The sequence below is a fragment of the Fontimonas sp. SYSU GA230001 genome (genome assembly GCF_040066175.1).
GTDB lineage: Bacteria > Pseudomonadota > Gammaproteobacteria > Nevskiales > Nevskiaceae > Solimonas.
On sequence record NZ_JBEAAM010000018.1, the window covers coordinates 60,743 to 84,012 of the forward strand.

General features: G+C 66.4%; 21 protein-coding genes and 1 pseudogene. 4 read left to right on the top strand and 18 right to left on the bottom strand.

Translation table 11 applies throughout. The annotated features are described in order from the left end of the window. Positions 1–20 precede the first annotated feature (20 nt). The 6 genes from AAG565_RS10750 to AAG565_RS10775 all read right to left on the bottom strand — a co-directional run bounded on the left by AAG565_RS10750 (position 21) and on the right by AAG565_RS10775 (position 7,550). On the bottom strand, positions 21–2,120 hold the full coding sequence (locus AAG565_RS10750) for an EAL domain-containing protein (protein WP_348819592.1): 2,100 nt from the start codon (positions 2,118–2,120) through the stop codon (positions 21–23). A gap of 113 nt (positions 2,121–2,233) precedes the next feature. Continuing rightward, positions 2,234–3,244 (bottom strand): hydrolase, encoded by a 1,011-nt coding sequence (locus tag AAG565_RS10755; protein WP_348819593.1) that lies wholly within the window; start codon positions 3,242–3,244, stop codon positions 2,234–2,236. A gap of 67 nt (positions 3,245–3,311) precedes the next feature. Then, entirely contained in the window at positions 3,312–3,794 is a 483-nt protein-coding gene (locus tag AAG565_RS10760) for an OsmC family protein (protein ID WP_348819594.1), read from the bottom strand. Between the two features lie 6 nt (positions 3,795–3,800). Next, entirely contained in the window at positions 3,801–4,781 is a 981-nt protein-coding gene (dusB, locus tag AAG565_RS10765) for a tRNA dihydrouridine synthase DusB (protein WP_348819595.1), read from the bottom strand. A 2-nt stretch (positions 4,782–4,783) separates the two neighbouring features. Then, positions 4,784–5,740: an MBL fold metallo-hydrolase gene (locus tag AAG565_RS10770; protein ID WP_348819596.1), complete on the bottom strand. Its 957-nt coding sequence runs from the start codon at positions 5,738–5,740 to the stop codon at positions 4,784–4,786. A gap of 10 nt (positions 5,741–5,750) precedes the next feature. Beyond that, the gene (locus AAG565_RS10775; RefSeq protein ID WP_348819597.1) at positions 5,751–7,550 is read right to left on the bottom strand and encodes an acyl-CoA dehydrogenase; all 1,800 of its coding nucleotides are present in this window, start codon (positions 7,548–7,550) and stop codon (positions 5,751–5,753) included. 52 nt (positions 7,551–7,602) lie between these two features. Between AAG565_RS10775 and AAG565_RS10780 the strand changes: the two genes are divergently transcribed. Continuing rightward, positions 7,603–8,316, top strand: coding sequence for an alpha/beta hydrolase (locus AAG565_RS10780; RefSeq protein ID WP_348819598.1), 714 nt, complete (start codon positions 7,603–7,605; stop codon positions 8,314–8,316). Here AAG565_RS10780 and AAG565_RS10785 read toward each other — a convergent pair. The 5 genes from AAG565_RS10785 to AAG565_RS10805 all read right to left on the bottom strand — a co-directional run bounded on the left by AAG565_RS10785 (position 8,301) and on the right by AAG565_RS10805 (position 11,483). Further along, complete coding sequence (locus tag AAG565_RS10785) at positions 8,301–9,179, bottom strand: phosphorylase (protein ID WP_348819599.1); 879 nt, start codon at positions 9,177–9,179, stop codon at positions 8,301–8,303. The two genes, AAG565_RS10780 and AAG565_RS10785, sit on opposite strands and share 16 nt — an antisense overlap. A gap of 66 nt (positions 9,180–9,245) precedes the next feature. Beyond that, positions 9,246–9,509 (bottom strand): DNA-directed RNA polymerase subunit omega, encoded by a 264-nt coding sequence (gene rpoZ / locus AAG565_RS10790; protein ID WP_348819600.1) that lies wholly within the window; start codon positions 9,507–9,509, stop codon positions 9,246–9,248. A gap of 35 nt (positions 9,510–9,544) precedes the next feature. After that, positions 9,545–10,189, bottom strand: a complete 645-nt coding sequence (gmk, locus tag AAG565_RS10795; RefSeq protein WP_348819601.1) for a guanylate kinase — start codon at positions 10,187–10,189, stop codon at positions 9,545–9,547. Positions 10,190–10,220: 31 nt separating this feature from the next. Beyond that, complete coding sequence (locus AAG565_RS10800; RefSeq protein ID WP_348819602.1) at positions 10,221–11,075, bottom strand: YicC/YloC family endoribonuclease; 855 nt, start codon at positions 11,073–11,075, stop codon at positions 10,221–10,223. Positions 11,076–11,336: 261 nt separating this feature from the next. Next, entirely contained in the window at positions 11,337–11,483 is a 147-nt protein-coding gene (locus tag AAG565_RS10805) for a hypothetical protein (protein WP_348819603.1), read from the bottom strand. Positions 11,484–11,636: 153 nt separating this feature from the next. On the opposite strand from AAG565_RS10805, the gene AAG565_RS10810 reads away from it, so the two are divergent. Together AAG565_RS10810 and AAG565_RS10815 are read left to right on the top strand one after the other, a co-directional pair. After that, positions 11,637–12,440, top strand: coding sequence for a glutaminyl-peptide cyclotransferase (locus tag AAG565_RS10810; RefSeq protein WP_348819604.1), 804 nt, complete (start codon positions 11,637–11,639; stop codon positions 12,438–12,440). A gap of 100 nt (positions 12,441–12,540) precedes the next feature. Next, positions 12,541–13,743, top strand: a complete 1,203-nt coding sequence (locus tag AAG565_RS10815; RefSeq protein ID WP_348819605.1) for an acyl-CoA dehydrogenase family protein — start codon at positions 12,541–12,543, stop codon at positions 13,741–13,743. Between the two features lie 17 nt (positions 13,744–13,760). On the opposite strand, the gene AAG565_RS10820 is transcribed toward AAG565_RS10815, so the two are convergent. The 7 genes from AAG565_RS10820 to AAG565_RS10850 form a co-directional block, all read right to left on the bottom strand. Continuing rightward, positions 13,761–14,540 carry a DUF4382 domain-containing protein gene (locus AAG565_RS10820; protein ID WP_348819606.1) on the bottom strand — a complete coding sequence of 260 codons (780 nt, stop codon included), beginning with the start codon at positions 14,538–14,540 and terminating at the stop codon, positions 13,761–13,763. 208 nt (positions 14,541–14,748) lie between these two features. Beyond that, positions 14,749–15,015 (bottom strand): helix-hairpin-helix domain-containing protein, encoded by a 267-nt coding sequence (locus tag AAG565_RS10825; protein WP_348819607.1) that lies wholly within the window; start codon positions 15,013–15,015, stop codon positions 14,749–14,751. A 158-nt stretch (positions 15,016–15,173) separates the two neighbouring features. Continuing rightward, complete coding sequence (locus AAG565_RS10830; protein ID WP_348819608.1) at positions 15,174–16,280, bottom strand: aspartyl/asparaginyl beta-hydroxylase domain-containing protein; 1,107 nt, start codon at positions 16,278–16,280, stop codon at positions 15,174–15,176. Positions 16,281–16,299: 19 nt separating this feature from the next. Continuing rightward, positions 16,300–16,980, bottom strand: a complete 681-nt coding sequence (locus AAG565_RS10835; protein ID WP_348819609.1) for a putative 2OG-Fe(II) oxygenase — start codon at positions 16,978–16,980, stop codon at positions 16,300–16,302. Further along, entirely contained in the window at positions 16,980–18,767 is a 1,788-nt protein-coding gene (locus tag AAG565_RS10840) for a sulfotransferase (RefSeq protein ID WP_348819610.1), read from the bottom strand. Before AAG565_RS10840 ends, AAG565_RS10835 begins: the two co-directional genes overlap by 1 nt. 21 nt (positions 18,768–18,788) lie before the next feature. Continuing rightward, positions 18,789–19,784 carry a class I SAM-dependent methyltransferase gene (locus AAG565_RS10845; protein ID WP_348819611.1) on the bottom strand — a complete coding sequence of 332 codons (996 nt, stop codon included), beginning with the start codon at positions 19,782–19,784 and terminating at the stop codon, positions 18,789–18,791. 75 nt (positions 19,785–19,859) lie between these two features. Then, positions 19,860–22,553 carry a TonB-dependent receptor gene (locus AAG565_RS10850; RefSeq protein WP_348819612.1) on the bottom strand — a complete coding sequence of 898 codons (2,694 nt, stop codon included), beginning with the start codon at positions 22,551–22,553 and terminating at the stop codon, positions 19,860–19,862. A 469-nt stretch (positions 22,554–23,022) separates the two neighbouring features. Between AAG565_RS10850 and AAG565_RS10855 the strand changes: the two are divergent. Further along, positions 23,023–23,270, top strand: a pseudogene (locus tag AAG565_RS10855) (ISL3 family transposase); the annotation flags it as partial.

Below are 23,270 nucleotides of genomic sequence, written 5' to 3' on the forward strand. Positions count from 1 at the left end.
CGCGCCGGACCGATGCCCGCTCAAGGACGGAGCAGCAGATGCTCGATCGGCTCGGGGCGATGGAAGTGAAAGCCCTGCGCCATGCCGATGCCTTTCTCGGCGATGAGCCGCCGTCCGGCTTCGTTCTCGACGCCCTCGGCGATCGCGCTGATCTTGAGACACTGCGACAGGCGCGCGACCAGCGACACGACGGTTTCGTTGATCGGATCGTGCGGCAGGTTGCGCGTGAAGTCGTTGGCGATCTTCAGGCCATCGACATGCAGGTCGCGCAGGTAATCGAAGGACATGTACCCCGAGCCGAAGTCATCGATCAGCACCCGCAGGCCGTGGGAGCGCAGCAGGTCGATGCCCTGGCGCGTGTTCGCCCAGTTCGACGGCGCGGCCGACTCGGTGATCTCGAAACAGATGCGGTCGCGGAGCATGCGGTCGGCGCCGATCTGCTCGGCGATCACGCGGTGGAAGCGCGGGTCCGACATCGACAGGCCGGACACGTTCACGGTGAGGAACCACTCCGGGGGCAGCGCGCCGGCCGCGCCCCGGATCAGACGCACGGCGCGCGCGAGCATCCAGCCGTCGAGACGCGTGATCAGGTCATGGCGTTCCGCGACCTTGAGCACGCGCTCCGGCAACATCGCCTCGCCGTCCGGCAGTGCCATGCGCAGCAGCAGCTCGGCGCCGACCGGACGCCCGGTGCCGACATCGACGATCTTCTGCGCATAGACGCACAGACGGTCCTCGTCGATCGCACGCTGCAACTCGTGCAAGGCGTCGAACTCGGCCGAAGCCGCGACTCCCGCGATCACGCTGTCGCTGTACACGCAGGCGCGGTTGCGACCGGTGCGCTTGGCCACGTAGCAGGCCGTGTCGGCCATGCGCAGCAGGTCGGCCACCGATGCCGTCGGCGATCCCGCCGCCACGCCGATGCTCAGGCCGAGCTGGAACAGCGCACCGTCGCGGCGGAAGCGGAACGCGTCCACCGCGTCGATCAGCTTGTTGGCGATCTTCTCGGCATCGTCGATGCTGCAATCCATCAGGATCACGCCGAACTCGTCGCCGCCCAGGCGCGCGAAGGTGTCGGTCGCACGCAGCACCGAACGCATGCGGATCGTCAGCGCACGCAGCAGATCGTCGCCGACCGCGTGTCCGGCGGTGTCGTTGACCACCTTGAAGCGGTCCAGATCGAGATACAGCAGGCACCAGGCATCGCCGTGGCGCGCGGAACGGAACCGCAGGCTCTCGACCTGCCGCTCGAAACCGACGCGGTTGAGCAGGCCGGTCAGCGCGTCGTGCGTCGCCTGGTGCTCGAAGGCCCGCGTCAGCGCCCGCGCCTGCGTGACGTCATGCAGGGTCAGCGTGTAGCCGGCGGTCTCGCCATCGGCCTGACGCAGCGGCGCCAGCACGTACTCGACGACCAGCGGCGGCGAGTCGGGCCGGCACAGGCGCGCGCTGCCCTGCAGGAAGGACGATGGTCCGCGATCCGCGGACAGCAGACGGATCGGCTGCTCGCCGTCCTCCTCGCGCAGATCGAGCAGCTCGCCGAGCGCGCAGCCGATGCCGGCGGCCGACGGCATCCGCAGCAGCCTTTCGGCGACCGGATTGGCGAACTCGACGGCTCCGTCGCCGTCGAGGATCAGCACCGCGTCGTTGATCGACGACAGCGCGACCTCCAGACGCGCCTTCTCCGCCTGCAGGGCCTGGTGGAGCCGCAGCCGCTCGGAAATGTCCTGGATCTGGCCGATCAGATAGAGCGGTTCGCCGGCACCGTCGCGCACCAGCGACACGTCCAGCTGCGCATGCACGGCACGTCCATCCTTGCGGACGTAGCGCTTGGCCAGGCGATAGTGCGAGATCTCGCCGGCCAGCAGGCGGCGCGCCTGCTCGGCGCTGGCCGGCAGATCGTCGGGGTGGGTGACGTCCTCGAAGCCGCGACTCAGCAGCTCGTCGCGCGAGTATCCAAGGATCGCGCACAGGGCGTCGTTGACCTCGAGCCAGCGCCCCTCGGGCGAGACGAGCGCCATGCCGATCGGCGCCTCGTCGAACGTCAGGCGGAACAGCGCGGCATCATCTGCGCCCGCGCCGGAACGCAGGCCGCCTGCCGCCCGCTGAAGGCCCTCCTTCATTCCTGGCCATCCCTTGCGCACGCACCTGCATCGAGCATGCGCCGACCCTTCGGCAAACAAGGGGCGCAGGGTGCGAACGCGCCCCTTCGCCGGATGAGTGGCAAGGCCATGGTCTAGGCCGTGTCTGCGGCGACTGCCGCATCGAGGTAGTCGGCGAAGCGCCGTTCCAGCCAGCAGTAGGGCCGGCCGCGCGCGTCGGCGGCGACGAAACCCACGTGCCCGCCGCGCCGCGAGACCTCCAGCTGCACCCAGGGCGAGAGCCGGTCCGGTCCGGGCAGGATCTGCGGGATCATGAACGGATCGTCCCGGGCGTTGACGATCAGCGTCGGCCGCCGGATCGACTTCAGGTACTGGCCGCAGGCGCAGCGCGCGTAGTAGTCGCGCGCATCGGCAAAGCCGTTCATCGGCGCCGTGTAGGCATCGTCGAACTCGAAGAAGTCGCGCGCGCGCAGTGCACGCCCCAGATCGACGCCCGCAGGTACCGGCACCGCCGCGCTCTTGCGTCGCACGATGGCGGCCAGATCCTTGAGCAGCTTGCGCTGATAGATGCGTGCCGAACCGGTGCGCAGCTTCTCCGCGCAGGGTTCGAGCAGGAACGGCGCGCAACCCGCCGCCGCCGCCGCGACCGGCGCGGCATCGCCTTCCTCGCCCAGCGCCTTGAGCAGGACGTTGGCGCCGAGCGACCAGCCGACGGCGGCCAGGCGCACGCCGGGCTCGCGCTCCCGCAGCACGCGCCAGAGATACCGCAGATCGCCGGTATCCCCGTGGTGGTAGCAGCGCGCGTGACGATTGGGTTCGTCGCCGCCGCCGCGCAGTTGCAGGATCACGGTGCGCCAGCCGCGCCGGATCAGCTGCCGCGCGAGCCCGCGCAGGTACTTGGACTGGAAGCCGCCGGTCAGGCCGTGGACCAGCACCGCGATGCGCGTGCCGTGCTCGGGACCGCTCCAGCCCAGATCGACGAAATCGCCGTCCGGCAGATCGAGCCGTTCGATACGCAGATCGAGCCGCGGCAGCGGCCGCAGCAGCGACGGCACGATGGTCTGCGCGTGCGGGCCACGCATCCACGGATGCGGTCGGAAGTCCGCATCGATCACTTGTCCATGTGCACGTTCGGGCGCCTGCATCCCTGTCTCCCGACTGAGTCCCAGCCCGCCGATTCTCGCACGCAGGTTCCGTGCCCGACGAGGGGTGTCAGCGGGCACCTTCGGCTTCGACCACGACCGGACAGCGCACGGAGCGGGCGAGAAAGCAGTCGTGGTGAGCGCGCTCGTGCAGCCGCGCGACCGCGGCTGCGTCGGGCTGCCGGCTGCCGCCCCACGTGATGCGCGGCCGCAGCCTGACCCCGAGCATGGCGATGCGCCCGTCCACGTCGCGTCCCATCGTGCCGACGGCCGCGTCCTCATAGCGCTCGCAGACGAATCCCGCCCGTGCCGCGTGCGACAGGAAGAACAGCATGTGGCAGGACGCCAGCGCGGCGACGAAGGCCTCCTCCGGATCGACCGCCGCGGCAACCGAGTGCGGCGGCGGCACGATCTGCGGCGAGGCCGAGGCCGGCACTTCGAGGTCGCCGTCGAAACGCCAGCGATGGCCGCGCGAGTAGCGGCCGTCGGTGAAGACCTCGTCGGCGGCACGCTGCCAGTGCACGATCGCGTGATAATCGTGCTGTGCGCTCATCGCGGTTCAGGCGGCGCGCGCCGGCTCGGCGGCATCGAAGAACTGCTCGACGGCGCGCCGCTGCGCGTCGGCGTCGGTGACGCGGCTGACCGACTGCCAGAACGCCTCGCTGCCGGGGTGGCCCTGGCAGTACCACTGGATGTGCTTGCGCGCGACGCGCAGGCCGCGGCCTTCACCATAAAACGCGTACAGCGCGTCGAGATGTTCCAGCAGCCAGTGACGGATCTGGAAGCGTGTCGGCGGCGGACGGCGTTCGCCGGTCGTCAGGTAGTGCGCGATCTCGCCCGGCAGCCACGGCCGACCCTGCGCGGCGCGGCCGATCATCACCGCATCGGCGCCGGTGAGGCGCAGCACCTGCGCGGCCTTCTCGGGCGCGTCGATGTCGCCGTTGGCGATCACCGGGATGCGCACGTCGGACTTGATTGCCGCGAGGGTGTCGTACTCCGCCGCACCGCCGTACTGCTCCTCGCGCGTGCGTCCGTGCACGGTCAGCGCGGCGATGCCGCAGTCCTCGGCGATGCGCGCGATGGTGCGGCCGTTGCGCTGTGCGCGCGAATAGCCGGTGCGGATCTTGAGCGTCACCGGCACGTCCACGGCAGCAACGACGGCGGCGCAGATGCGTGCGACCAGCGGCTCGTCGCGCAGCAGTGCCGAGCCGGCATCGACGCGGCAGACCTTCTTCGCCGGGCAGCCCATGTTGATGTCGATGATCTGCGCACCGTGCGCGACATTGAAGCGCGCGGCTTCGGCCATCTGCGCCGGATCGTAGCCGGCGATCTGCACGGCGATCGGTCCCGGCTCGCCGGCGTGGTCGCGGCGCAGGCGCGACTTGTCGGTGTGCCAGAGGCTGGCGTCCGAGGTGGTCATCTCCGACACCGCGAGCCCCGCGCCCAGGCGCCGCACCATCTGCCGGAACGGCCGGTCGGTGACGCCGGCCATCGGCGCAAGGATGACCGGCGGGTCGATGCGATGGGGACCGATCTGCATGCTCAGCCCTTCTTCAGGGCATCCGCCCGCGTCGCCGGCGGCAGCGTGCGCGTCACGCGCCGATCGTGCGCGGGCACGATGATCAGATCGGGCATCGCACGCTGCAGCAGGTGCAGACGCAACAGCGCCGCGCGCACGCCGGCTGCGTCGTCGTCCACCAGCAGGCGCGACATCCAGGGCCGCTCCGCCGGGATGTCGATGCCCTCGTGCTGCCAAGCCAGATCGCCGATCAGCGCATAGCTGTGTCCGTCCGGGGCATGGATGAAGGCGATGATCGAACCGGGCGTGTGGCCGCCGGCCGGCACCAGCACGACCGAGCCGTCGCCGAACACGTCATGGCTCTTCGCAAACCCCCAGTACGGCCCGCCCCCGAAGTCATAGACCTCGTAGTGGAGTTCGCCCAGCTGCGCCGCGAGCCGCGCCGCCGGATGGCCGCTGTGGATGAAATCGAGTTCCCGCTGCGTCACCCACACCGGCACGCCGCGCAGGTCGTCCAGCCCGGAGACGTGATCCCAGTGCGCGTGCGTGAGCACGACACCGCGGAGCCGCTCGGGCGAGAGGCTCGCGCCGGACAGCTGATCGATCACCGGCACCTCCGGCGTGATCTTCGAGGTCACGCGCATCAGCCACGGAACGGTCTTGGCGTGTTCCTCGACCTTGCGTCCGAAGCCGGCATCGAACAGCAGCACACCCTGCGGATGATCGACCACGACGACATCCATGCCGAAGACGCGATCATCGAAGCCGCCGCCGCGATAGGCGAACAGCGCCTTCGAATCCATGTGGCCGGTCTGGAACACGCCGACGCGCATGTCGGCCGGCGGCTGCGGCCGCGTCATCGGCATGACCTCGGGCATGCCCTCGACGGCAACGGAGAGCGATTGCGGAGTGAAACTCCAGGCCAGCGCGGCCAGGCCCAGGCCGATCGCGGCGGTCGTGATCCAGACGGTCCGTGACATGTGGTTTCCCCTAGAAGGCTGCGTCAGGCATCGTCAGGCAGGTATCGTCCAGACGCAGCAACAGTTCGGCCAGGCGCGCTGCCCTGGGCAGCTCGTAGCGGTAGAAGTAGCGCGCGGCACGCAGCTTGCCTTCGATGAAATCGCCATCGCGTCCGTGGTCGGCGGCACGCAGCGCCAGCGCGCGCTGCGCCTGCTGCAGCCAGATCCACGCGACGACGGTATGCCCGAGCATCTCCAGATAGGCGCTGGCGTTGGCCAGCATCCGCTCGATCTGCCCCTGCGCGCCGGCCGCGCCCAGCGCCTGCGTCACGCCGATCGCCGTCTCCAGCGCCTTGCGCAGCTCGCGCGCGAACGCGTCCAGGTCAGCGAGACCCGTCGCCGCCTCGATGTCGGCTGAGATGCGCGCCGCCAGCAAGCGGAAGGCCGCGCCGTTCTTCATCATCGCCTTGCGGCCGAGCAGGTCGAGTGCCTGGATGCCGTTGGTGCCTTCGTGGATCGGATTGAGGCGGTTGTCGCGGTACAGGCGCTCGACCGGGTAATCGCGCGTGTAGCCGTACCCGCCGAGCACCTGGATCGCCAGCTTGTTGGCCTCCAGACAGAACTCGCTGGGCCAGGCCTTGGCGATCGGCGTGAGGATGTCGAGCAGCAGTGCGCATTCCTCACGGCGGTGTGCGTTGGTGGCCGTCGCCGCGTCGTCCACCAGGCGCGCGCAGTACAGGCACAGCGCCAGTCCGCCTTCGACGTAAGCCTTCTGCTGCAGCAGCATGCGCTTGACGTCGGCGTGCTCGATGATCGGCACCTGCGGGCTGGCCGGATCCTTGGCCGACGGCGGCCGTCCCTGCGGCCGGCTGCGCGCGTAGTCCAGCGACGCGAGGTAGCCGGCGTAGCCGAGCATCGTCGCACCCAGGCCGACGCCGATGCGCGCCTCATTCATCATGTGGAACATGCAGGCCAGCCCCTGCCCCGCTTCTCCGACGCGCTCGCCGATGCAATCGACGCCATCGCCGAAGCTCAGCACCGTGTTGACGGTGCCGCGATAGCCCATCTTGTGATTGAGCCCGACCAGCCGCACGCCGTTGCGCCGTCCGCGTGCGCCGTCGGCGCCAAGTTCGAACTTGGGCACGATGAACAGCGAGATGCCCTTGGTCCCGGCCGGCGCGCCCTCGATGCGGGCCAGCACCAGATGCACGATGTTTTCCGACAATTCGTGATCGCCGCCGGAGATCCACATCTTGTTGCCGACGATGCGGTAGCGGCCGTCGGCCAGCGGGATCGCCCGGGTGCGGATGTCGCCGAGCGAAGAACCGGCCTGCGGCTCGGACAGGCACATCGTGCCGAAGAAACGCCCGGCGAGCATCGGCCGCATGTAGCGCGCCTTCTGCTCGTCGCTGCCGTGCACGCGCAGCAGATTGGCCGCCGCGGCGGTCAGGAACGGATAACCGGCGGTGCCGGCATTGGCGGCGACGAACAGTCCCTGCATCGCCGACACCACCGTGTACGGCAGCTGCAGGCCGCCGAGCTCGCTGTCGAAGGCCGCGGACAGGAAGCCGCCTTCAATGTATGCATCGAGCGCGGCCTTGACCTCCGCGATCAGATGCACGCGCTCGCCGTCGAACTGCGGCTCGTTCGCGTCCAGCTTCGCCGCGTGTGTCTGGAACCGTTCCTCGGCCAGCGTCTGCGCGGCATCGAGCACGCCGTCGATCGTCGTGCGATCCAGGTGCGCGTAGCGCGGCAGCTTGGTCAGCGCCTCGACGTCGAACAGCTCGTAGAGCAGGAACTGCAGGTCGCGGCGGTTGATCAGGTGCGGCATGACGCCTTCCGGGTGACAATGCGCGGCAACTCTAGCAGCCCGTGACGTACCCATGAACCCGCACGATCCAGCCACCCCGAGTTCGCCGACCGCCCGTCTGCTGCTGCTCGAAACACGCGTGCTGCCGGAGATGGCGGGGCTGATCCTGCGCAGCCGTGCATTGCGCGAAGAACTGCCGCGCGGCGACGGCCACGCGGTGCTGATCGTCCCGGGCTTCGGCGCCGGCGACGGTGCGACCCGCCCCCTGCGCACGTTTCTCGGCAGTCTCGGTTACACCGCCTATGGCTGGGACCAGGGGGTGAACCTGGGCATGCGCCCGCCGATCAAGAACGCGCTGAACCTGCGCCTGCACAAGCTCTACGAGCGTCACGGGCCGGTGAGCCTGATCGGCTGGAGCCTGGGCGGTGTGTTCGTGCGCGAGATGGCGCGCCACACGCCGCCATACGTGCGGCGCGTGTTCACGCTCGGCAGCCCGATCAATGTGCGGCCCGATGCCAACAACCTGATGCCGCTGTTCCGCCTGATCAACGCCGGCAGGCCCGTCAATCTGGACCTCGAAGGATTCCGCCGCCGCATCACGCCACCGCCGGTGCCATGCACGGCGATCTACACGCGCACCGACGGCATCGTCGCCTGGCCCTGCTGTCGCGAACCCGAGGCGCCGAACACCGACAATGTCGAAGTGCGCGGCAGTCACTTGGGCCTGCCGTACAACGTGGAGACGATCCGTGCGATCGCGGCGCGGCTCGCTCAGCCGGCCGGCTGAGCGGCGGCGCTCACCGCCGCGAGGATCGCCTCCGGACCGACCGCGCGCACCCGTGCCGCCTGCGCCTCGTCGCGCACCAGCAGGGCACCGGCGAAGCCGAGCGCGTTGACGCTGATCCCCTCGGAGCTCTCGACGCGGCGCGGCACCACCATCATCCAGCGGCGCGTGAGCAGCAGGTTGTAGTTCTCGCTGACGCCGTCGCCGGTCGGCACCCCGGCGGCCTTAAGCAGCGCGCGGTACCGCTGCTGGAGCAGCGCCGCGCCTGCGCCCGGCGCAAGGCTGGCGACGGCGTGCATGAACGGCAGACCCGCACGCGCAGAACCGTCGGCGAGGGCGCGCATCACGGCCGCTTCGACCGGCAGGTCGGGCCGGCCGGGCAGGAGTTCGCTCGGCACCCATTGCAGGTGCTTGTGCGGCTGGCTGGCACCGGCGATGCGCCCGCCGTTGTAGAACACCAGTCCGTCGAGGCGCTGCAGCAACGCGAGCGCAGCGGCGAAATCGTCGACGCCCAGGAGCGCCGACTGCGGCTCGTACGCCTCGGTGACCGCCAGCAGATGCGGTTCGATGACGTTGAACTTGTTGAGCAGCAGCACGTGTCGCGGCGGCAGGTGCGCGACGTACAGCGCCGGCTCGTAGGGCAGGAACGGATTCCCTTGCGCCGCGCCCGGCGGCGGCTTGCGCCGCAGCGACTCGACGACACGCAGGACGTAGTCCACGCCGCCCGCGCGCAGAGATTCGCAGCGCGTCGGGATCGGCTGCAGCGCACCGCTGGCCAGGGCCTGCGCGTGGACCTCACGTATCCGCAGCAGCAGGTCCGCGCCGCAGGCCGGCAGTCCACGACGGCGGCTTGGTTGGGCAGTCATCGGCGCATCATGCCCATAAACGCAAGAACCCGCCGTCGGGCGGGTTCTTGTACGGCGCGGCCACGCTCAGGCGTCGAAGGACGGATCGAGCGCCTCGAGTTCCATCTTCGGCTGCTGCACCGCGGGCAGGTCCTGCTCCTCGAGCACGTCGCGGCCGACGTGGCCCTCGGCGATCTCGCGCAGCGACAGCACCGTGGACTTGTGATTGCCCCAGGGCAGGTGCGCCTCGGCACCGCGCGCCAGCTGGCGCGCACGCTTGGCGGCGACCAGCGTGAGATCGAACTGGTTCGGGATCTTGACGAGGCAGTCTTCTACCGTGACTCGGGCCATGATTACACCACAGGTACACCAAAGGGCCGCGCAGTTTAGCCGAGCGAGGGCCGCTTGGCCAGCAGCCGGTCGATCAGCGGCGCCAGCCGCTGCCGCTGGCCCTCCCGGCGCACGCGACCGGCCACGAACACCGCCGCCAGCTCGCGCAGAGCGCGATCGAAGTCGTCGTTGACGACCAGATAATCGTACTCGTCGAAGTGCGACATCTCCTCGCGCGCCGCACGCATGCGCCGGGCGATGGTTTCGTCATCGTCCTGGCTGCGCGTCCTCAGCCTGCGCTCCAGTTCCTCCAGCGACGGCGGCAGGATGAAGATGCTCTGGGCCCCCGGCATCTGCGCCCGCACCTGGCGCGCACCCTGCCAGTCGATGTCGAGAATCACGTCACAGCCATCGTGGAGCAGCTGCTCGGTGCGCGGCCGTGCAGTGCCGTAACGCCGGCCGAACACCTCGGCGTGTTCGAGAAACTCGCCGCGCTCGACCATCTCCACGAAACGGCCGTCGTCGATGAAGTGGTAGTGCACGCCCTCGTCTTCGCCCTTGCGCGGCGCGCGGGTCGTGTACGACACCGATATGACGGCGCGGATGCCGCTCTCGTCCAGCCGCGGCAGCAACGCGCGCGTCAGGCTGGTCTTGCCGCCACCGCTGGGCGCCGACACGATGAAAAGATTGCCCTGGCTCATGGCCCACTATAGCGCCGGATGCCGGCCCGGCTCACTCGATGTTCTGCACCTGTTCGCGCATCTGCTCGATGATCACTTTCATGTCCACCGCACAGCGGGTCATCTCGGCATCCTGCGACTTCGACGACGTCGTGTTGGCTTCGCGGTTCAGCTCCTGCATCAGGAAGTCGAGCCGGCGCCCGACCGCGTCGGATCGTCCGAGCGCCTGCCGGACTTCCTGCAGGTGACTGACCAGCCTGGACATCTCCTCCTCGATGTCGAGGCGCTGCGAGGTCAGCACGACCTCCTGCGCCAGCCGCTGCGGCTCGACATCGACACCCAGATCCCGGCAGCGCGCGCGCAGGCGTTCGAGCCATTGGTCGCGCACCAGCGGATAGCGCGCGCGGATCTGCTCGACCAGCGCCTGCAGCGCGTCGCAGCGCTCGAGCATGAACTGGGCCAGACGGGCGCCCTCACCGGCGCGCGAGTCTGAAAACTGCGTGATCGCCTCGTCGAACAGGCCCCGCGCCTCGGCGAGCAGCGGCGCGAAGTCGGCGCGCTCCTCGCGCACCACGCCCGGGAAGGCGAGCAAGCGCATCGGTTCGGGCGCTGTCATGGCGCCGAACTCGGCATTGAGTTGATCGAGGGCATTGCGCAGCTGGTGGACGCGGTTGAGATCGAGCACGATGTGCTCGCCGGGTGCCACTTCGCGCTGATAGCGCAACGCGCATTCGATCTTGCCGCGCGAGATCCGCGTGCCGGCCATCGCGCGCAGATCACCTTCGAGCGCGCGGAATTCCTCCGGCAGCTTGAACAGCACATCGAGATAGCGGTGGTTGACCGAACGCATCTCCCAGCTGATGCGTCCCCATTCACCCGCGCGCTCGACGCGCGCGTAACCAGTCATGCTTCTGATCATTGCGGGTCTCCAGAGCGGCGCATTGTACCGGCTGGCCCGGCGGCCGATCGTCACGGAGGCGTGCTGGGGACCGCGGCACACGGAGACCCGTTGTGGGCAAAAGAAACGCGGCTACTCGACAGTCGGATCGGGTAGCCGCGGCGCAAGGATGAAGCGCTTGCTGTGGCTCGTCTCTTCAAAATCGAGGGCGGCGAGCGTCCGGTCGGGGACGCAAGGTCGGGGCCGCCCCAACAGCGTGTCGCAGCCCGCTTACTTCTTCGCCGCGGCCTTCGCCTTCTTCACGACTTTCTTGGCGGCCTTCTTGGTCGCCTTCTTCGCGACCTTCTTCACCGCCTTCTTCGCAGCCTTCTTGGCGACCTTCTTCACCGCCTTCTTCGCAGCCTTCTTCGTTGCCATCTCACAACCTCCATCGTGACATCCGCGGAACACTCCGCGTGGTTTTGGAAACGCACAATGCGTTTCCATGTGTGAATTTTTACCGATCAAAAAAAATTAAATCAATGGCTTTGTCTTCGCGCACAATCTCCACCGACCGTTTCGAGACGACCGATGCATCGCTTCGTCGTTGTTCTTGCCCTGACATGCGCGTGCGCAATCACACCGCCGCGCGCACATGGTGAAGCCGCGCAAACGCTGTCGTGGCGCGTGATCCGCACGCTGCCACACGACGTCTCGCACTTCACGCAGGGACTGGAAATCCATCGCGGCCGACTGCTCGAAAGCGTCGGCCGCTACGGGCGTTCGGCACTTTACGAGAAGTCTCTCGACACGGGCGCAGTCATGCGGCAGGCGCCGTTTCCGCGCGACTGGTTCGCCGAGGGCGTGACCGTCGCGCACGACCGGATCATCGTCATCACCTGGCTCGAACAGATCGCGCAAGTGTTCGATCTGGACCTCCGGCCCGTCGCGCAGCTGCGTTATTCGGGAGAAGGCTGGGGACTGACGCACGATGGCACGCACCTGATCATGAGTGACGGCAGCGCCACGATCCGCTTCCGCAATGCCGGAGACTTCTCGGTCGCGCGCGAGATCGTCGTCAAGGATGGCGCGCAGCCGGTCACCCGGCTCAACGAGCTGGAGTACGCGCGCGGACGCATCTATGCGAACGTGTGGATGAGCGATCGCGTGGCCGTGATCGACCCGCGCAGCGGCCGGGTCGATGCGTGGCTCGACTTCGCGGCGCTGCGCCTGCGCCTGCGCAAGCCGCCCGGCTGGGATGAGCGTGAGCATGTGCTCAACGGCATCGCCTACGACACCGCGAGCGATCACTTCTATCTCACCGGCAAGTGCTGGCCTTCGCTGTTCGAAGTCGCGCTCGACGCGCTGCCGGCACAATCCGGCAACAAACGGTAGCGTGGATTTCCGCGCCTGGTTTTCTCACGTCATCCCGATTGACCGCATACTCGTCGCAGGCATATAAGACATCGGCCTGCGCACCTCGTTGGAGATGATAATGAACGTTACCCACGAACACCTCGAACTGTACCGGACGACGAAGAAGTTCGTGGAGGACGAGATCAATCCGCACGTCGAGGAATGGGAAGCGGCCGGCATCTGGCCCGCGCGCGAGGTGTTGAAGAAGATGGGCACGCTCGGCCTGCTCGGCATCACCAAGCCGGTGGAGAACGGCGGCCTGGGCCTCGACTACTCCTACCAGGTGCTGTTTGCGCAGGCGCTCGGCAACTGCAGCTGCGGCGGCGTGCCGATGGGCATCGGCGTGCAGACCGACATGGCCACGCCGGCGCTCGCGCGCTTCGGCTCGAAGGAACTGCGCAAGGAGTACCTGGAGCCGGCGATCCGCGGCGACATGGTCGTGTCGATCGCGGTGTCCGAGGCCGGCGCCGGCTCCGACGTCGCCGGCGTCAAGACCTGGGCGCGCAAGGATGGCGACGACTACGTCATCAACGGCTCGAAGATGTGGATCACCAACGGCACGCAGTCCGACTGGGCCTGCATGCTGGTGAACACCTCCGCGGGCAAACCGCACCAGAACAAGAGTCTGATCGTCGTGCCGATGGACGCCAGGGGGATCGACCGCAGGGCCAAGCTCGACAAGCTCGGCATGCGTTCGTCCGACACGGCGATGATCTTCCTCGACAACGTGCGCGTGCCGCGCCGCAACCTGATCGGCCAGGAAGGCCTGGGCTTCATGTACCAGATGATGCAGTTCCAGGAGGAGCGCCTGTTCGGCGCCGCCAGCGGCATCGACGGCCTGCTGAACCTGATCAAGGAGACGATCGACTACACCGGCCAGCGCCAGGCCTTCGGCCAGTCGATCCTCGACAACCAGTACGTGCATTTCCGTCTCGCCGAGCTGCGCACCGAGGTCGAGGCGCTCAAGGCGCTGATCTACCAGACCACCGAGGAATACATCTCTGGCAAGCACACGCCCGAGCACATCGCGATGCTCGCATCGATGTGCAAGCTCAAGATCGGCCGCGTATCACGCGAAGTCACTGACGGGCTGCTGCAGTTCTGGGGCGGCCAGGGCTTCATGTGGGAGAACAAGGTCGCGCGCGCCTACCGCGACACGCGCCTCGTCTCGATCGGCGGCGGCGCCGACGAGATCATGCTCGGCATCATCTGCAAGGCCATGGGCATCCTGCCGGGCAAGAAGAAGTTCGAGCAGCGCAAGGCCGCGCAGCAGGCAGCCTGAGCGTCAGCGGCCGCGCTTCAGTTGAAGTTCACGGTCGTTGCGCGGCGCGCCACGATCGTGACGTTGAGCTTGCGCAGGAAGCGCACCGCGTCGTCGTTGCTTTCGCCGGGCTCGTCGCGGTCGGCGTCGCAGGTGAACGCGAGCGTATAGCTCCCGGCGTTGAGGAAGCCGATCGCGTAGCGCCCATCGCCGGCATTGACGATGGCTGACTGGATCGGCTCCGGGTCCAGCCCATCGACGTCGTCGGTTGCCGCGTTGCTGCCGCTGAAGGCATACACGGCCGGGCCAGAACAGTTGTCGAGCAGCGCGGACGACGCCGTTCCGCCGACCGTGCCTGCCTCGTCATCCAGAACCGTCCGCAGCCTGGGACGCAGCTCGTAGCGGCCGTCCTGCGTCCGGAACAGGGAACGCCGCAGGTCGAAATCCACCGTCACCGCGACCGAGCGGCGGCGCTCGACTGTGAAATCCGTCGAGACCGTCAGCTGCGGCCTGTACTCGTCCGGAACGACGAGTGACTCGCCAATCGTGCTGCCACGCTCGAGCACGTAGGAGTCCGCCGCGCCCGCCGCCGCATCGACACGGAATTCGATCTTGCGATAGCGCCCCTGCGGCAGGCGCCGATCGGCCAGCAACGCGAAATGATCGCCGCCGGTCAGTTCCAGCAGATTGACGGCGACCGGCGGCGACAGGCTGATCGACTCGCGCTGATCGTCGTCGGTCACGAACACCACGCGGCTGAACTGCACGACGACGGCATCGACGCCATCCACCGGCGCATCGGCGACGGAGAGGGTCACGCGCCCCTCGTCGTCGAACAAGGAACATCCCGCCAGCGCGAGACACACCAGCACCACACCCGCTCTTCTTGCATTGACCATGCGTACACCGCGAAAGAACCACCGTGGACAGTCGGCCGAAAGCGCCAACATCGGCCGCGTCCCGGATTCTACCGCCGCAAAAAAAGGCGGGCCGCGGCCCGCCTTTGGAATCCTCCCTTGGGACCGATCAGTCCTTGATCTTGATGCTGTCCTTGTTCTGTTCGTAGATCGACTTGCCGACGCCGCCGACGCGCATGATGTCCTGCGGACTCTTGAACTCGCCCTTGGCCGCGCGATCCTTGACGATCGCCTCCGCCTTCGCCGGGCCCACGCCCTTGAGTTCCTTGGCCAGCGTCTTCGCATCCGCCGTGTTGATGTTCACCGGCCCGGCCTGGGCCACCATCGTCGCCATCGTCAGTGCCGCCGCAGCCAGCAGCTTCGCCATCACGTTCATGTCCAGTCTCCCTTGTCCTTGCACACCGCACGTCGCGGTCAGCACACGTTAGGCGCGGGACACGGAAAAAACACTTGGCCGGATGGCTAGATCCCCATCCGCCGGATGGCGGATGCCGCACTGGCCAACCGGAGGATTGACAGCGAAAGACGCCGCATCTAGGCGGAACTGTCTGCACCCATCGCAAGCAACTGGCCCAGACGGTGAATCTCGCTGGTCACAGCAACGAAGGCCCTTTGTTCTGACTCCGTCAGATGTGGATTCCACGCATCGAGCAGCAGAATCGCTCGGAAGTGACCGCTGTTATTCCACGCCTCGTGCTCGTAGGTGTCGTCAAACACCATCACCCGCCCTTCGTGCCAAGCGCGCGCTTCGCCTGCCACCTTCAAGGCGCATCCCTCTGGAACAACCAACGGCAGATGCACGACGACGCGCGCGTTCGAATCACCACGATGTGGAAGAATACGAGTGCCAGGGCTCAGGATGGAGAAGCAGATTTCCGGAGCGAAGCCAGGCACGCGGAACAAGGGCAGTGTCTCCAGGAGCGCAGCCGTCTGCGGGCAGCGTGCGCAGTTCTCCTCGTTGCGCACCCCGTGGCGATAGAAGAAGTAGGCGTCCCAACTCGGCGACACGCCATTGCCGGTCAGATACCTAGGGATCTGACTGGGCGACGTGAACTTGAGGAACGACTCCACACCGCTCGCCCCGGCGTGGATCGCCAGAAACTCGTTGCGGATCGTGTCCCAATTGCTTTCGAGCACGCTGACCCACGGCAGCAGTGCCGTGTCGATCCATGGACTCGCCGGCACTCCCGGAATCAGGTGCTTCTTGGGCTGCTGCCGCGGATCATCCGGATTGATGAGCAGGCCTTCGACATAGCCGTCGACGAAGCGATCAATGCGTCCGGTATCCGGCAGCTGCTGCTCCTCCCGTGCGCGGGCGATGGCCGCGTGCAGGCGTGTCCTCTGGAAATCGGCCACGACGGCAACGCCTGCTTTGACATAGTGTCGCAGCCAGGCCGGAGTGGTCGAATTGTCGCGCCAGTACCCGAGCCTGCGGGCATCCTGCAGCGCGCGCAGGCAGTTGCGCGCACCGTGGTCGGCCTCGCCCACCTGACGCTGAGCCAGGCCAAGAAAAAGCCGAGCGACATAGCGCTGCGGCTCCGCTTGCAGCAATGGATCGAGGAGGTCCAGCGCCCGCGCCCACTCCCGGTTGCAGCACAGCTGGATCCCGAGTTGCGCCTGCACATCGCCAGCAGCATTCACGATCGACGCCCTTCGCCACTCACGCCGGCTTCTGCCTGAACCAAGCATTGAATGCCGCGGTGACACGCTGGCCATCGCCCTGATACGGCATCACCTGATGCATCAGCCAGGACGGGAACAGAACGAGTTCACCCGGCTTCAGATGGAAACTTGCAGGACGTATGCCCCACGGATCCTTCAGGTTCACGCAGCCCAGATCGACGAACGCCGATGCGACTGCCGCGGGGTGCGAGAACACCAGCGCACCACTTTCGGGATGCCCACTGCGATCCTGTCCCGCGTCGACGCAGTAGACCCCGGACCAACTCGCCATCGGGTGATTGTGCTGGCCAAAGTAACCTCCGCGGCGCGTGATATGGAACCAGGCACTCGCGCGCACTTCGAGCCGCTCCATCTCCGCGCGCGCATAGCCACTCAGCTCGGAAACCGCCTTGAACAGCGCAGAGAAACAGAACGCGCGCAGCTCCGCAATCGGCGGATCAGGCCACTCGAACAGATCGAAGCGACTCTCGAACAAGCCCGGTCGAATGTTCATCGTCGGATCGGGATTTCGATAGACATCGCCCTCGGCCTCCCGGCGCAGGAACAGCTCGCGCAGCGACTGGTTCAGTCGCGCGGGTTGAGGATGCTCGGCCCGCACCATCGGAACCGCGAAACCCGGAAAAACTTCGAACCTCGCTCCCTGCGCTCGCTGCGTCATCACTCAATCTCGTCGCCCAGCGCCTCGATCAATGGTCGCAGCCAGCGCTCGTAAGATTTCCAACGACCGACCGCCCGCGCGTACATCGGCTGACGCACCTGCCAGCGACTCGGCGTCAGCACTGGACGGTTCTGCTCATGAAAGCGCAGGCAGGCGTCATTCCACGACAGACCCACCGCTTCGATCAGCGCCCGCGCGCCGTGTTCGGGACTTGCAACCAAGTCTTCGTACACACACTCATACATATGATCCGGCAAGACGTGGCACCAATGCCTCATCAGCCTCATGTACTCCCGGTAGAAGTGGCCCAGGTCGGCGAGGTCCGTCGCGAATCCCTGCTCCAGCGCGAAGTTTTCGCCATAGATCGACAGGCAGACGTCCCTGGGGTCGCGCCGACACCAGATCATGCGCGCGCGCGGAAAGATCAGTGCGATGAGGCCAACATGGAAGAAGTTCAGCGGCGCCTTGTCGACCAGACGCTCCGCATCACCCCTGGCGCGGCGCACCAGCGCGGACAGATAGTCCGCCGCTGCGCCCTGCAGGACGCTCCGGTCGGCCGCGGACAACGCTTCCGGCCAACGTTGAATCGTGCCGATCCGCTGCGGCATCGAACGCGCGATCTCCGACATCTCTCGCAATTCACCCAGGCCCCGCGCATCCGGGTGTGCCGCGATGATCTGCTCCACCAGCGAAGTTCCGCTGCGCGGCATACCGAGCACGAACACGGGCCGCTCATCCGCGCTGCCCTGGCCCGAGAGCCTGGCGATCGCGTCCGACGAAAATGCTTGGATCAGACGGTCGACGCGTGCAACCGTGCGCTGTCGGTCATATGGGCCGACCTGCTGCCGCCGCGCCGCATTGGCCTGACGCCAGGCTGAGAACGCCTCGTCGTACCGCCCCTGCGCATCGAAGACCTTGCCCAGCCCGAAACCCACGTTCGCGCGATCCGGAGGTGGGCGCTTTGGATCCGAGACGATGGCTTGCGCCTGAGCCACCAGCAGATCATCGGCACGGCCACGGACCAAAGTCAGCAGACCCTCCAGCGCCATCGCCCAGTTGGGCCGCAGCTCCAGGGCGCGCCGGAAGGACCGCTCGGAGTTCTCGCGCTCCCCAAAATCTTCCAGCATCTGGGCATGGCCCATGTGCATCTCGGGCGAGTCCGGCACGGCTTCGGCGCCACGACGGTAGGTTTCCAGGGCACGCTCGAGATGACCGCGCGCGAACTGCACGTCGGCCAGGCCCTTGTAGCCATCGGCCTGATTCGGCTGGAGGGCAATCACACGCTCCCACAAGGCCTCCGCGCCGTCGTCATCCCCGCAGTTCGCGAGTGCGCGGGCGTAGGTCGCGAGCGTCGTCACGCGATCGGGCTTGAGCATCAATGATCGCTCGAAGGCCTCGCGACACGGACCGAGCTGCCTCAGGTCGCCCAGGGCTTTGCCCAGGTTGTGCCAGATATCCGCGTCGTCCGGGCGCAGTTGGGCGGCGCACTGCCACTCGGCGACCGCCGCCCCGGTCTGCCGCGACAGCATCAGCACGAGGCCAAGATCGGAGCGTGCGTCGAAGTTCTCTGGGTCGATGCCGATCGCCTGGCGCAGGAAATCGATGGCCGATGCGCCTTGCCCCTGCCGCCAGGCGATCGAGGCGAGTCCGCGGTAGGCGTCCACAGCCACGTCCCTCTCACCGCACAGGACTGCGAAGGCGCTGCGCGCGGCATCGAGTTGCCCGCGATGCAGGTCGGCGAAGGCCTGTCGCAGGCCTTCATGCGGGGTTTGCGTCTGTTTAACCATCGGATATCGTCGTGTTTGCGTTCATTCGGCGGCGATCGTGCAGCCGACCAGGTGGGATCCCTCATGGATCTCGCCGATTTCAATCGAGCGGAAGCCCAACTCCCGCAGCCTTGTCTCCCATTCGACCAGAGCACCTGTGTCCAGCGCGTATGCAACAAGTTCGCCGACTCGCAGCCGGTGATCCACCAGCTCGTCCTGCAGCCGCTGCAGGTGTGCCCGGGCAGTTCCGGCCGCTCCGACCAGTGCAGTCTGCACCAAGTGCATGATGCGCTGCGCGGTGTCGTCGAGCACATCCGTGCATTCGCCGGTTTGCACTCGCTCGCTCAGTTCGGCGAGCGCCATGTTCAACGCAGAACGAGCTTTTTCCGCAGCAGCGCCTGCAGGACGTGATCCAGTCGCCGCGGCGATCAGCGACAGTATCCGCTCGGCCCGGGCAACCACGCCATCCGTGCGCAACAGCCAGTCGCAGTGGTCGCGTTCAGACGCGGCGACACGCGCCAGGTATGAATCAGCACAATGCGCGATCGCCGCGAAGGTCGCGCCGGGCTTCAGCACGCGCGCCAGCTCGGACCACGCGACATCATCGGCGCAGTACTCCAGGGCATACTGGCTGTAGATGTGATCGATACTGTGGTCGGACAGGGGCAGTCGCTGGACGGACGTTTGCGCATGCACGCGGACGCGGGCCCGCATGTCGTCGCTCAGGTCTTCAAGCCAGTGCAGATTCAGACGGGCCGCGTCGATGCCATGGAACACGGACGGACGAACCGAAACGCCGGCCTCATCCAGCAGCCTGATCAGCGATCCATTACCACACCCAACCTCCATCACTACATGCTCTGGTCGAATCCGCTGAAATCGCGTGCGCCAGTAGTTCTCGGTGGCGCTCCCGTAATGCCCCTCGAAGCTTCCAGGACACGAATGCCGAACCTCGCTGGACCAGTAGCGGCTCCAGGCGCGCGCACGCAAGGCATGATCCGGATCCGCTGACAACTTGACCTCGGGCGAGTCACTCACCCCGCCGACCATAACCGGCGCGGCAACGCAAAAAAAGAGGGCCCCTGCCGGGGCCCTCCGAGGACGCACAGCCGATCAAAACCGCTGCGTGTAGCGAATGTACGGTTGAGTGCCGTACTGATCGTACAGATAGAAGTTGTAGTCGCGGCCATCGAATGCCGACTTGCCGGACGGCTCCTTGCCGAACACGTTGATCGCGCCGACGGTGATCTCGGCGTTCCACGGCGCCGAATACGACAACTGCATGTCGTGCGTGATGTACGTGCCGATACGACCAGTCCGCACCACGTCTCCGGCGCTGTTCACGCCCACGGCCTGCGCCTGCTTGCCAATCACGTTCATATTCCAGCCCACAGCCAGGTCCCACACCTTCCACAACGCGCTGGTCATGGCCCGGTACTCCGGGTTTGCCGGGTCACCGATGATGTCGCGACCGTTGTCGAGCTTGTATTCGAGGATATGCACGTAGCGCGCCTGGGCGTTGAGGTTACCCCAGTCGCCGAGATTGAAGCGCAGGTTGCCCTCGAAATCGAGGCCACTGGTATCGAGCTTGCCGGTGTTGGCAAAACCGAAGACCAGATTGGTGATGCGCGCGTTCGGGTTGTACAGCGGATCGTCCGGTGTTCTGCCACCACGCTCGACGATGAACGCCGATGGCACCGAATCGCCGACGCGCAGCGCGTCGAGGATCTCCTCCGGCGAGAACGTATCGATCCGGTCCTCGATCTTGATGTTGTAGTAGTCGAGTGAGAAGTCGAACCAGGACGTCACGTCCCAGGCGAAGCCCACCGAGTACTGGTCCGACTGCTCGGAACCCAAATCCGGATTGGCGATCTGTGTCGCGGTGATCTGGATCTGCTGCGTACGACCTTGCGCATTGCGGCAGGTGTTGGTCGTGGCGTCCCAATTGAAGCCGAAGAACTCACAGGTCGGCTGGTCGTTGGTGATCGGCTCGGCCGAGAACGCAGGCTTCTGGCTGAGGAAATCCAGCGTCGGCGCGCGGAACCCCTGGCCGTACGACGCACGCAGGGTCAGCGGATCCCACGGCTGATAGCGCAGGCCGATCTTCGGCGACGTATCGTTGCCGTAGTCCGAATAGCGGTCGTGGCGAAGCGCCGCCGTGACCTCGAGGTTGGACAAGATCGGGAACAGCGCCTCACCGAAGTAGGCACGCACGCGCCGGTCCAGACCGGCCGAATTGCCAGCAGAACCACCCACGTTGCCGGCCTCCGACTGTGCGTCGTACAGATCCGAGTAGTCCTCCTCCCGATACTCCCAGCCCACCAGCAGCTTGGCCTGGCCGCCCGGCAGAGTGAACATCGGGAACTGCACGTCGGCGAACGCTTCGCGTGTCACCCAGGTGGACTCGCGAGCCGTCGTGGTCTTGGCGGCAGCAGCGGCCTCAGGGGTCGCATTCGGATCGCGGAAGTCGTAGCTCCCATCGTCCAGGATGCTCTGGGCCACCGGACGGGCGAGGAAGAAGCGCCCGAACTCGTAATACTTGTACTCGTTGTAGCGAGCACCGACGTTCGCGTCGGCGAAACCGAAGAGGCTGCCAGAGAAGATGCCGGTCAGATCGTAGACGTTGGCGTCTGTGGTGGTGTCGCGGTTACCAAGGGACGCAAAGCGGTGGTACAGATATATCGGTGTCAGCAACTGGTCATCGGTAAACGTGTTGCCATCCGCGTCGCGCAGGGCGGCCCGGTCCAGGAATGGGTTGTCGAGCGGGATGGTCAAGGGAAGATCGTTCAGGGACGGCGCGTAGCGCCCGAAAGACTTGGCGCGGTTGATGCTGGCATTGACGGTGACGTCCCAAGTATCGGAGATGTGATAGATGCCCCGCGCGAACAGTCCCTGGTTGCCCGTTTCCGCCTCGTCCGCCGCGACGAGGTTGAAGTCGTAGCCGCACAGGCCGGAGGGGGTCAGGTAGAACGCAGGATCCGAATTCGGACATCCGCCCGGCACCGGGGCGTAGACGTACTCAGAGTTCTGGAGCTCGCCGTCGCCGTTGGTATCGACGCCGTAGATGAGATTGTTGGAAAAGAAGCTCGCGCCGCGCTCCGCGAGAATCGCGTCTCGCGCGAAGATGATGTCGCGCTTGAAGTACGATGCGCCGATCACCAAGTTGCCGCGCTGGCTGTTCATCCCGATGGTCACCGAGCCCTGCTCGACATCACCACCCTTGCGCTCGGTGCCCTGCACCTGGTACGCGATCTCGACGCCCTGGAAGTCCTTGCGGGTGATGATGTTGATGACGCCACCGATTGCGTCCGAACCGTAAACGGCCGAAGCGCCGTCCTTGAGGATTTCGATACGCTCGACCGCAGCCAGCGGAACCGCGTTGAGATCCTGCGCGGTGGGCGCGAAAGGCGCCTTCGGCGCACGGCGACCATCGATCAGCACCAATGTGCGCTCCGTGCCGAGCCCGCGCAGGTCCACGGCCACTAGCGACTGCGCAGAGCTGCCGGACTGCGCTCTGAATGCGCCGACGGAGTTGAACACCGTGTTGCGCAGGAGTTCGCCCACCGAAGTAAACCCACTCGTTTCGATGTCCTGGCGCGTGATCGTCGATACCGGCAAGGCACCCTCGACAGCGGCACGGGTCAGACGCGAACCCGTCACCTCGATCGTTTCCAGCTTGGTTGCTTCCTCCTTCTTCTCTTCCTGTGCCCGCGCCAGGCCGGAGGTGAAAGTGCTTGCCACGGCTGCCGCGATCGCGGTTCGCAGGAAGATGTCCCCGGACCGCTTGCGCTTCGAAGTAATTTCCATCAGTTCACTCCCATGAGAACAAGATGTCCCAACGACGCCGATGGTGTCGACGTGGCGCAGTTGGCTGCTTTCTACAACGTCGGGTCCGAGCCTAGTTCTCGATTGTGAAGTGCGTCAAGAATTCGTAACGAAACTGGGTGAAAGTCACCCACGTTTATTGTGCAGTGCAGCGTGAACGCTGCGCGGACGCAGCGAATTCGTCGGAAATTTCGCACATTGGACGCTTGCGATTGCGGCGCCTTGGTCGCTGCGGCGGCGTGGGGCGGGTGCGGGGTCATGGGCACCGCACCGACAGATGGTGCCGGCTGCAGGGATCGAACCCGCGACCCCCTGATTACACAACTCGGTGCCACTCTAATAGCGGCGCGGGTTTCGCGGCACTTTTTTGCCTCTCTTGAAATTTGAGTGGGTAGATTGGACGGTATGGGAGCCGTCCGGCTGGCGGCCATGATGAGTGGGAACGATTTGTATGCATGACAGGTTGTTTGAAGCGGCGTTGGGCATTGCGCCCCCGTGGTTCGTCGCCGGCGTGCGCTTCGACGAATCGAGCAAGGTGCTGACGGTGGGCATCGACTTCACCGAGGGCAGTCGCTTCGCGGCAGAGGGTGCGACAGGCCGGCACCCGGTGCACGACACCGTGACCAAGACCTACCGGCATCTGAACTTCTTCCAGCACGAGTGCGTGCTTGAAGTGCGCACCCCGCGAGTGAAGCTGCC

Bases quoted from the DNA above. Each gene is read 5' to 3' on its own strand.
- AAG565_RS10750 (WP_348819592.1), bottom strand. From the start codon at position 2,120: ATGAAGGAGGGCCTTCAGCGGGCGGCAGGCGGCCTGCGTTCCGGCGCG.
- AAG565_RS10755 (WP_348819593.1), bottom strand. From the start codon at position 3,244: ATGCAGGCGCCCGAACGTGCACATGGACAAGTGATCGATGCGGACTTC.
- AAG565_RS10760 (WP_348819594.1), bottom strand. From the start codon at position 3,794: ATGAGCGCACAGCACGATTATCACGCGATCGTGCACTGGCAGCGTGCC.
- dusB (WP_348819595.1), bottom strand. From the start codon at position 4,781: ATGCAGATCGGTCCCCATCGCATCGACCCGCCGGTCATCCTTGCGCCG.
- AAG565_RS10770 (WP_348819596.1), bottom strand. From the start codon at position 5,740: ATGTCACGGACCGTCTGGATCACGACCGCCGCGATCGGCCTGGGCCTG.
- AAG565_RS10775 (WP_348819597.1), bottom strand. From the start codon at position 7,550: ATGCCGCACCTGATCAACCGCCGCGACCTGCAGTTCCTGCTCTACGAG.
- AAG565_RS10780 (WP_348819598.1), top strand. From the start codon at position 7,603: ATGAACCCGCACGATCCAGCCACCCCGAGTTCGCCGACCGCCCGTCTG.
- AAG565_RS10785 (WP_348819599.1), bottom strand. From the start codon at position 9,179: ATGACTGCCCAACCAAGCCGCCGTCGTGGACTGCCGGCCTGCGGCGCG.
- rpoZ (WP_348819600.1), bottom strand. From the start codon at position 9,509: ATGGCCCGAGTCACGGTAGAAGACTGCCTCGTCAAGATCCCGAACCAG.
- gmk (WP_348819601.1), bottom strand. From the start codon at position 10,189: ATGAGCCAGGGCAATCTTTTCATCGTGTCGGCGCCCAGCGGTGGCGGC.
- AAG565_RS10800 (WP_348819602.1), bottom strand. From the start codon at position 11,075: ATGACTGGTTACGCGCGCGTCGAGCGCGCGGGTGAATGGGGACGCATC.
- AAG565_RS10805 (WP_348819603.1), bottom strand. From the start codon at position 11,483: ATGGCAACGAAGAAGGCTGCGAAGAAGGCGGTGAAGAAGGTCGCCAAG.
- AAG565_RS10810 (WP_348819604.1), top strand. From the start codon at position 11,637: ATGCATCGCTTCGTCGTTGTTCTTGCCCTGACATGCGCGTGCGCAATC.
- AAG565_RS10815 (WP_348819605.1), top strand. From the start codon at position 12,541: ATGAACGTTACCCACGAACACCTCGAACTGTACCGGACGACGAAGAAG.
- AAG565_RS10825 (WP_348819607.1), bottom strand. From the start codon at position 15,015: ATGAACGTGATGGCGAAGCTGCTGGCTGCGGCGGCACTGACGATGGCG.
- AAG565_RS10835 (WP_348819609.1), bottom strand. From the start codon at position 16,980: ATGACGCAGCGAGCGCAGGGAGCGAGGTTCGAAGTTTTTCCGGGTTTC.
- AAG565_RS10840 (WP_348819610.1), bottom strand. From the start codon at position 18,767: ATGGTTAAACAGACGCAAACCCCGCATGAAGGCCTGCGACAGGCCTTC.
- AAG565_RS10850 (WP_348819612.1), bottom strand. From the start codon at position 22,553: ATGGAAATTACTTCGAAGCGCAAGCGGTCCGGGGACATCTTCCTGCGA.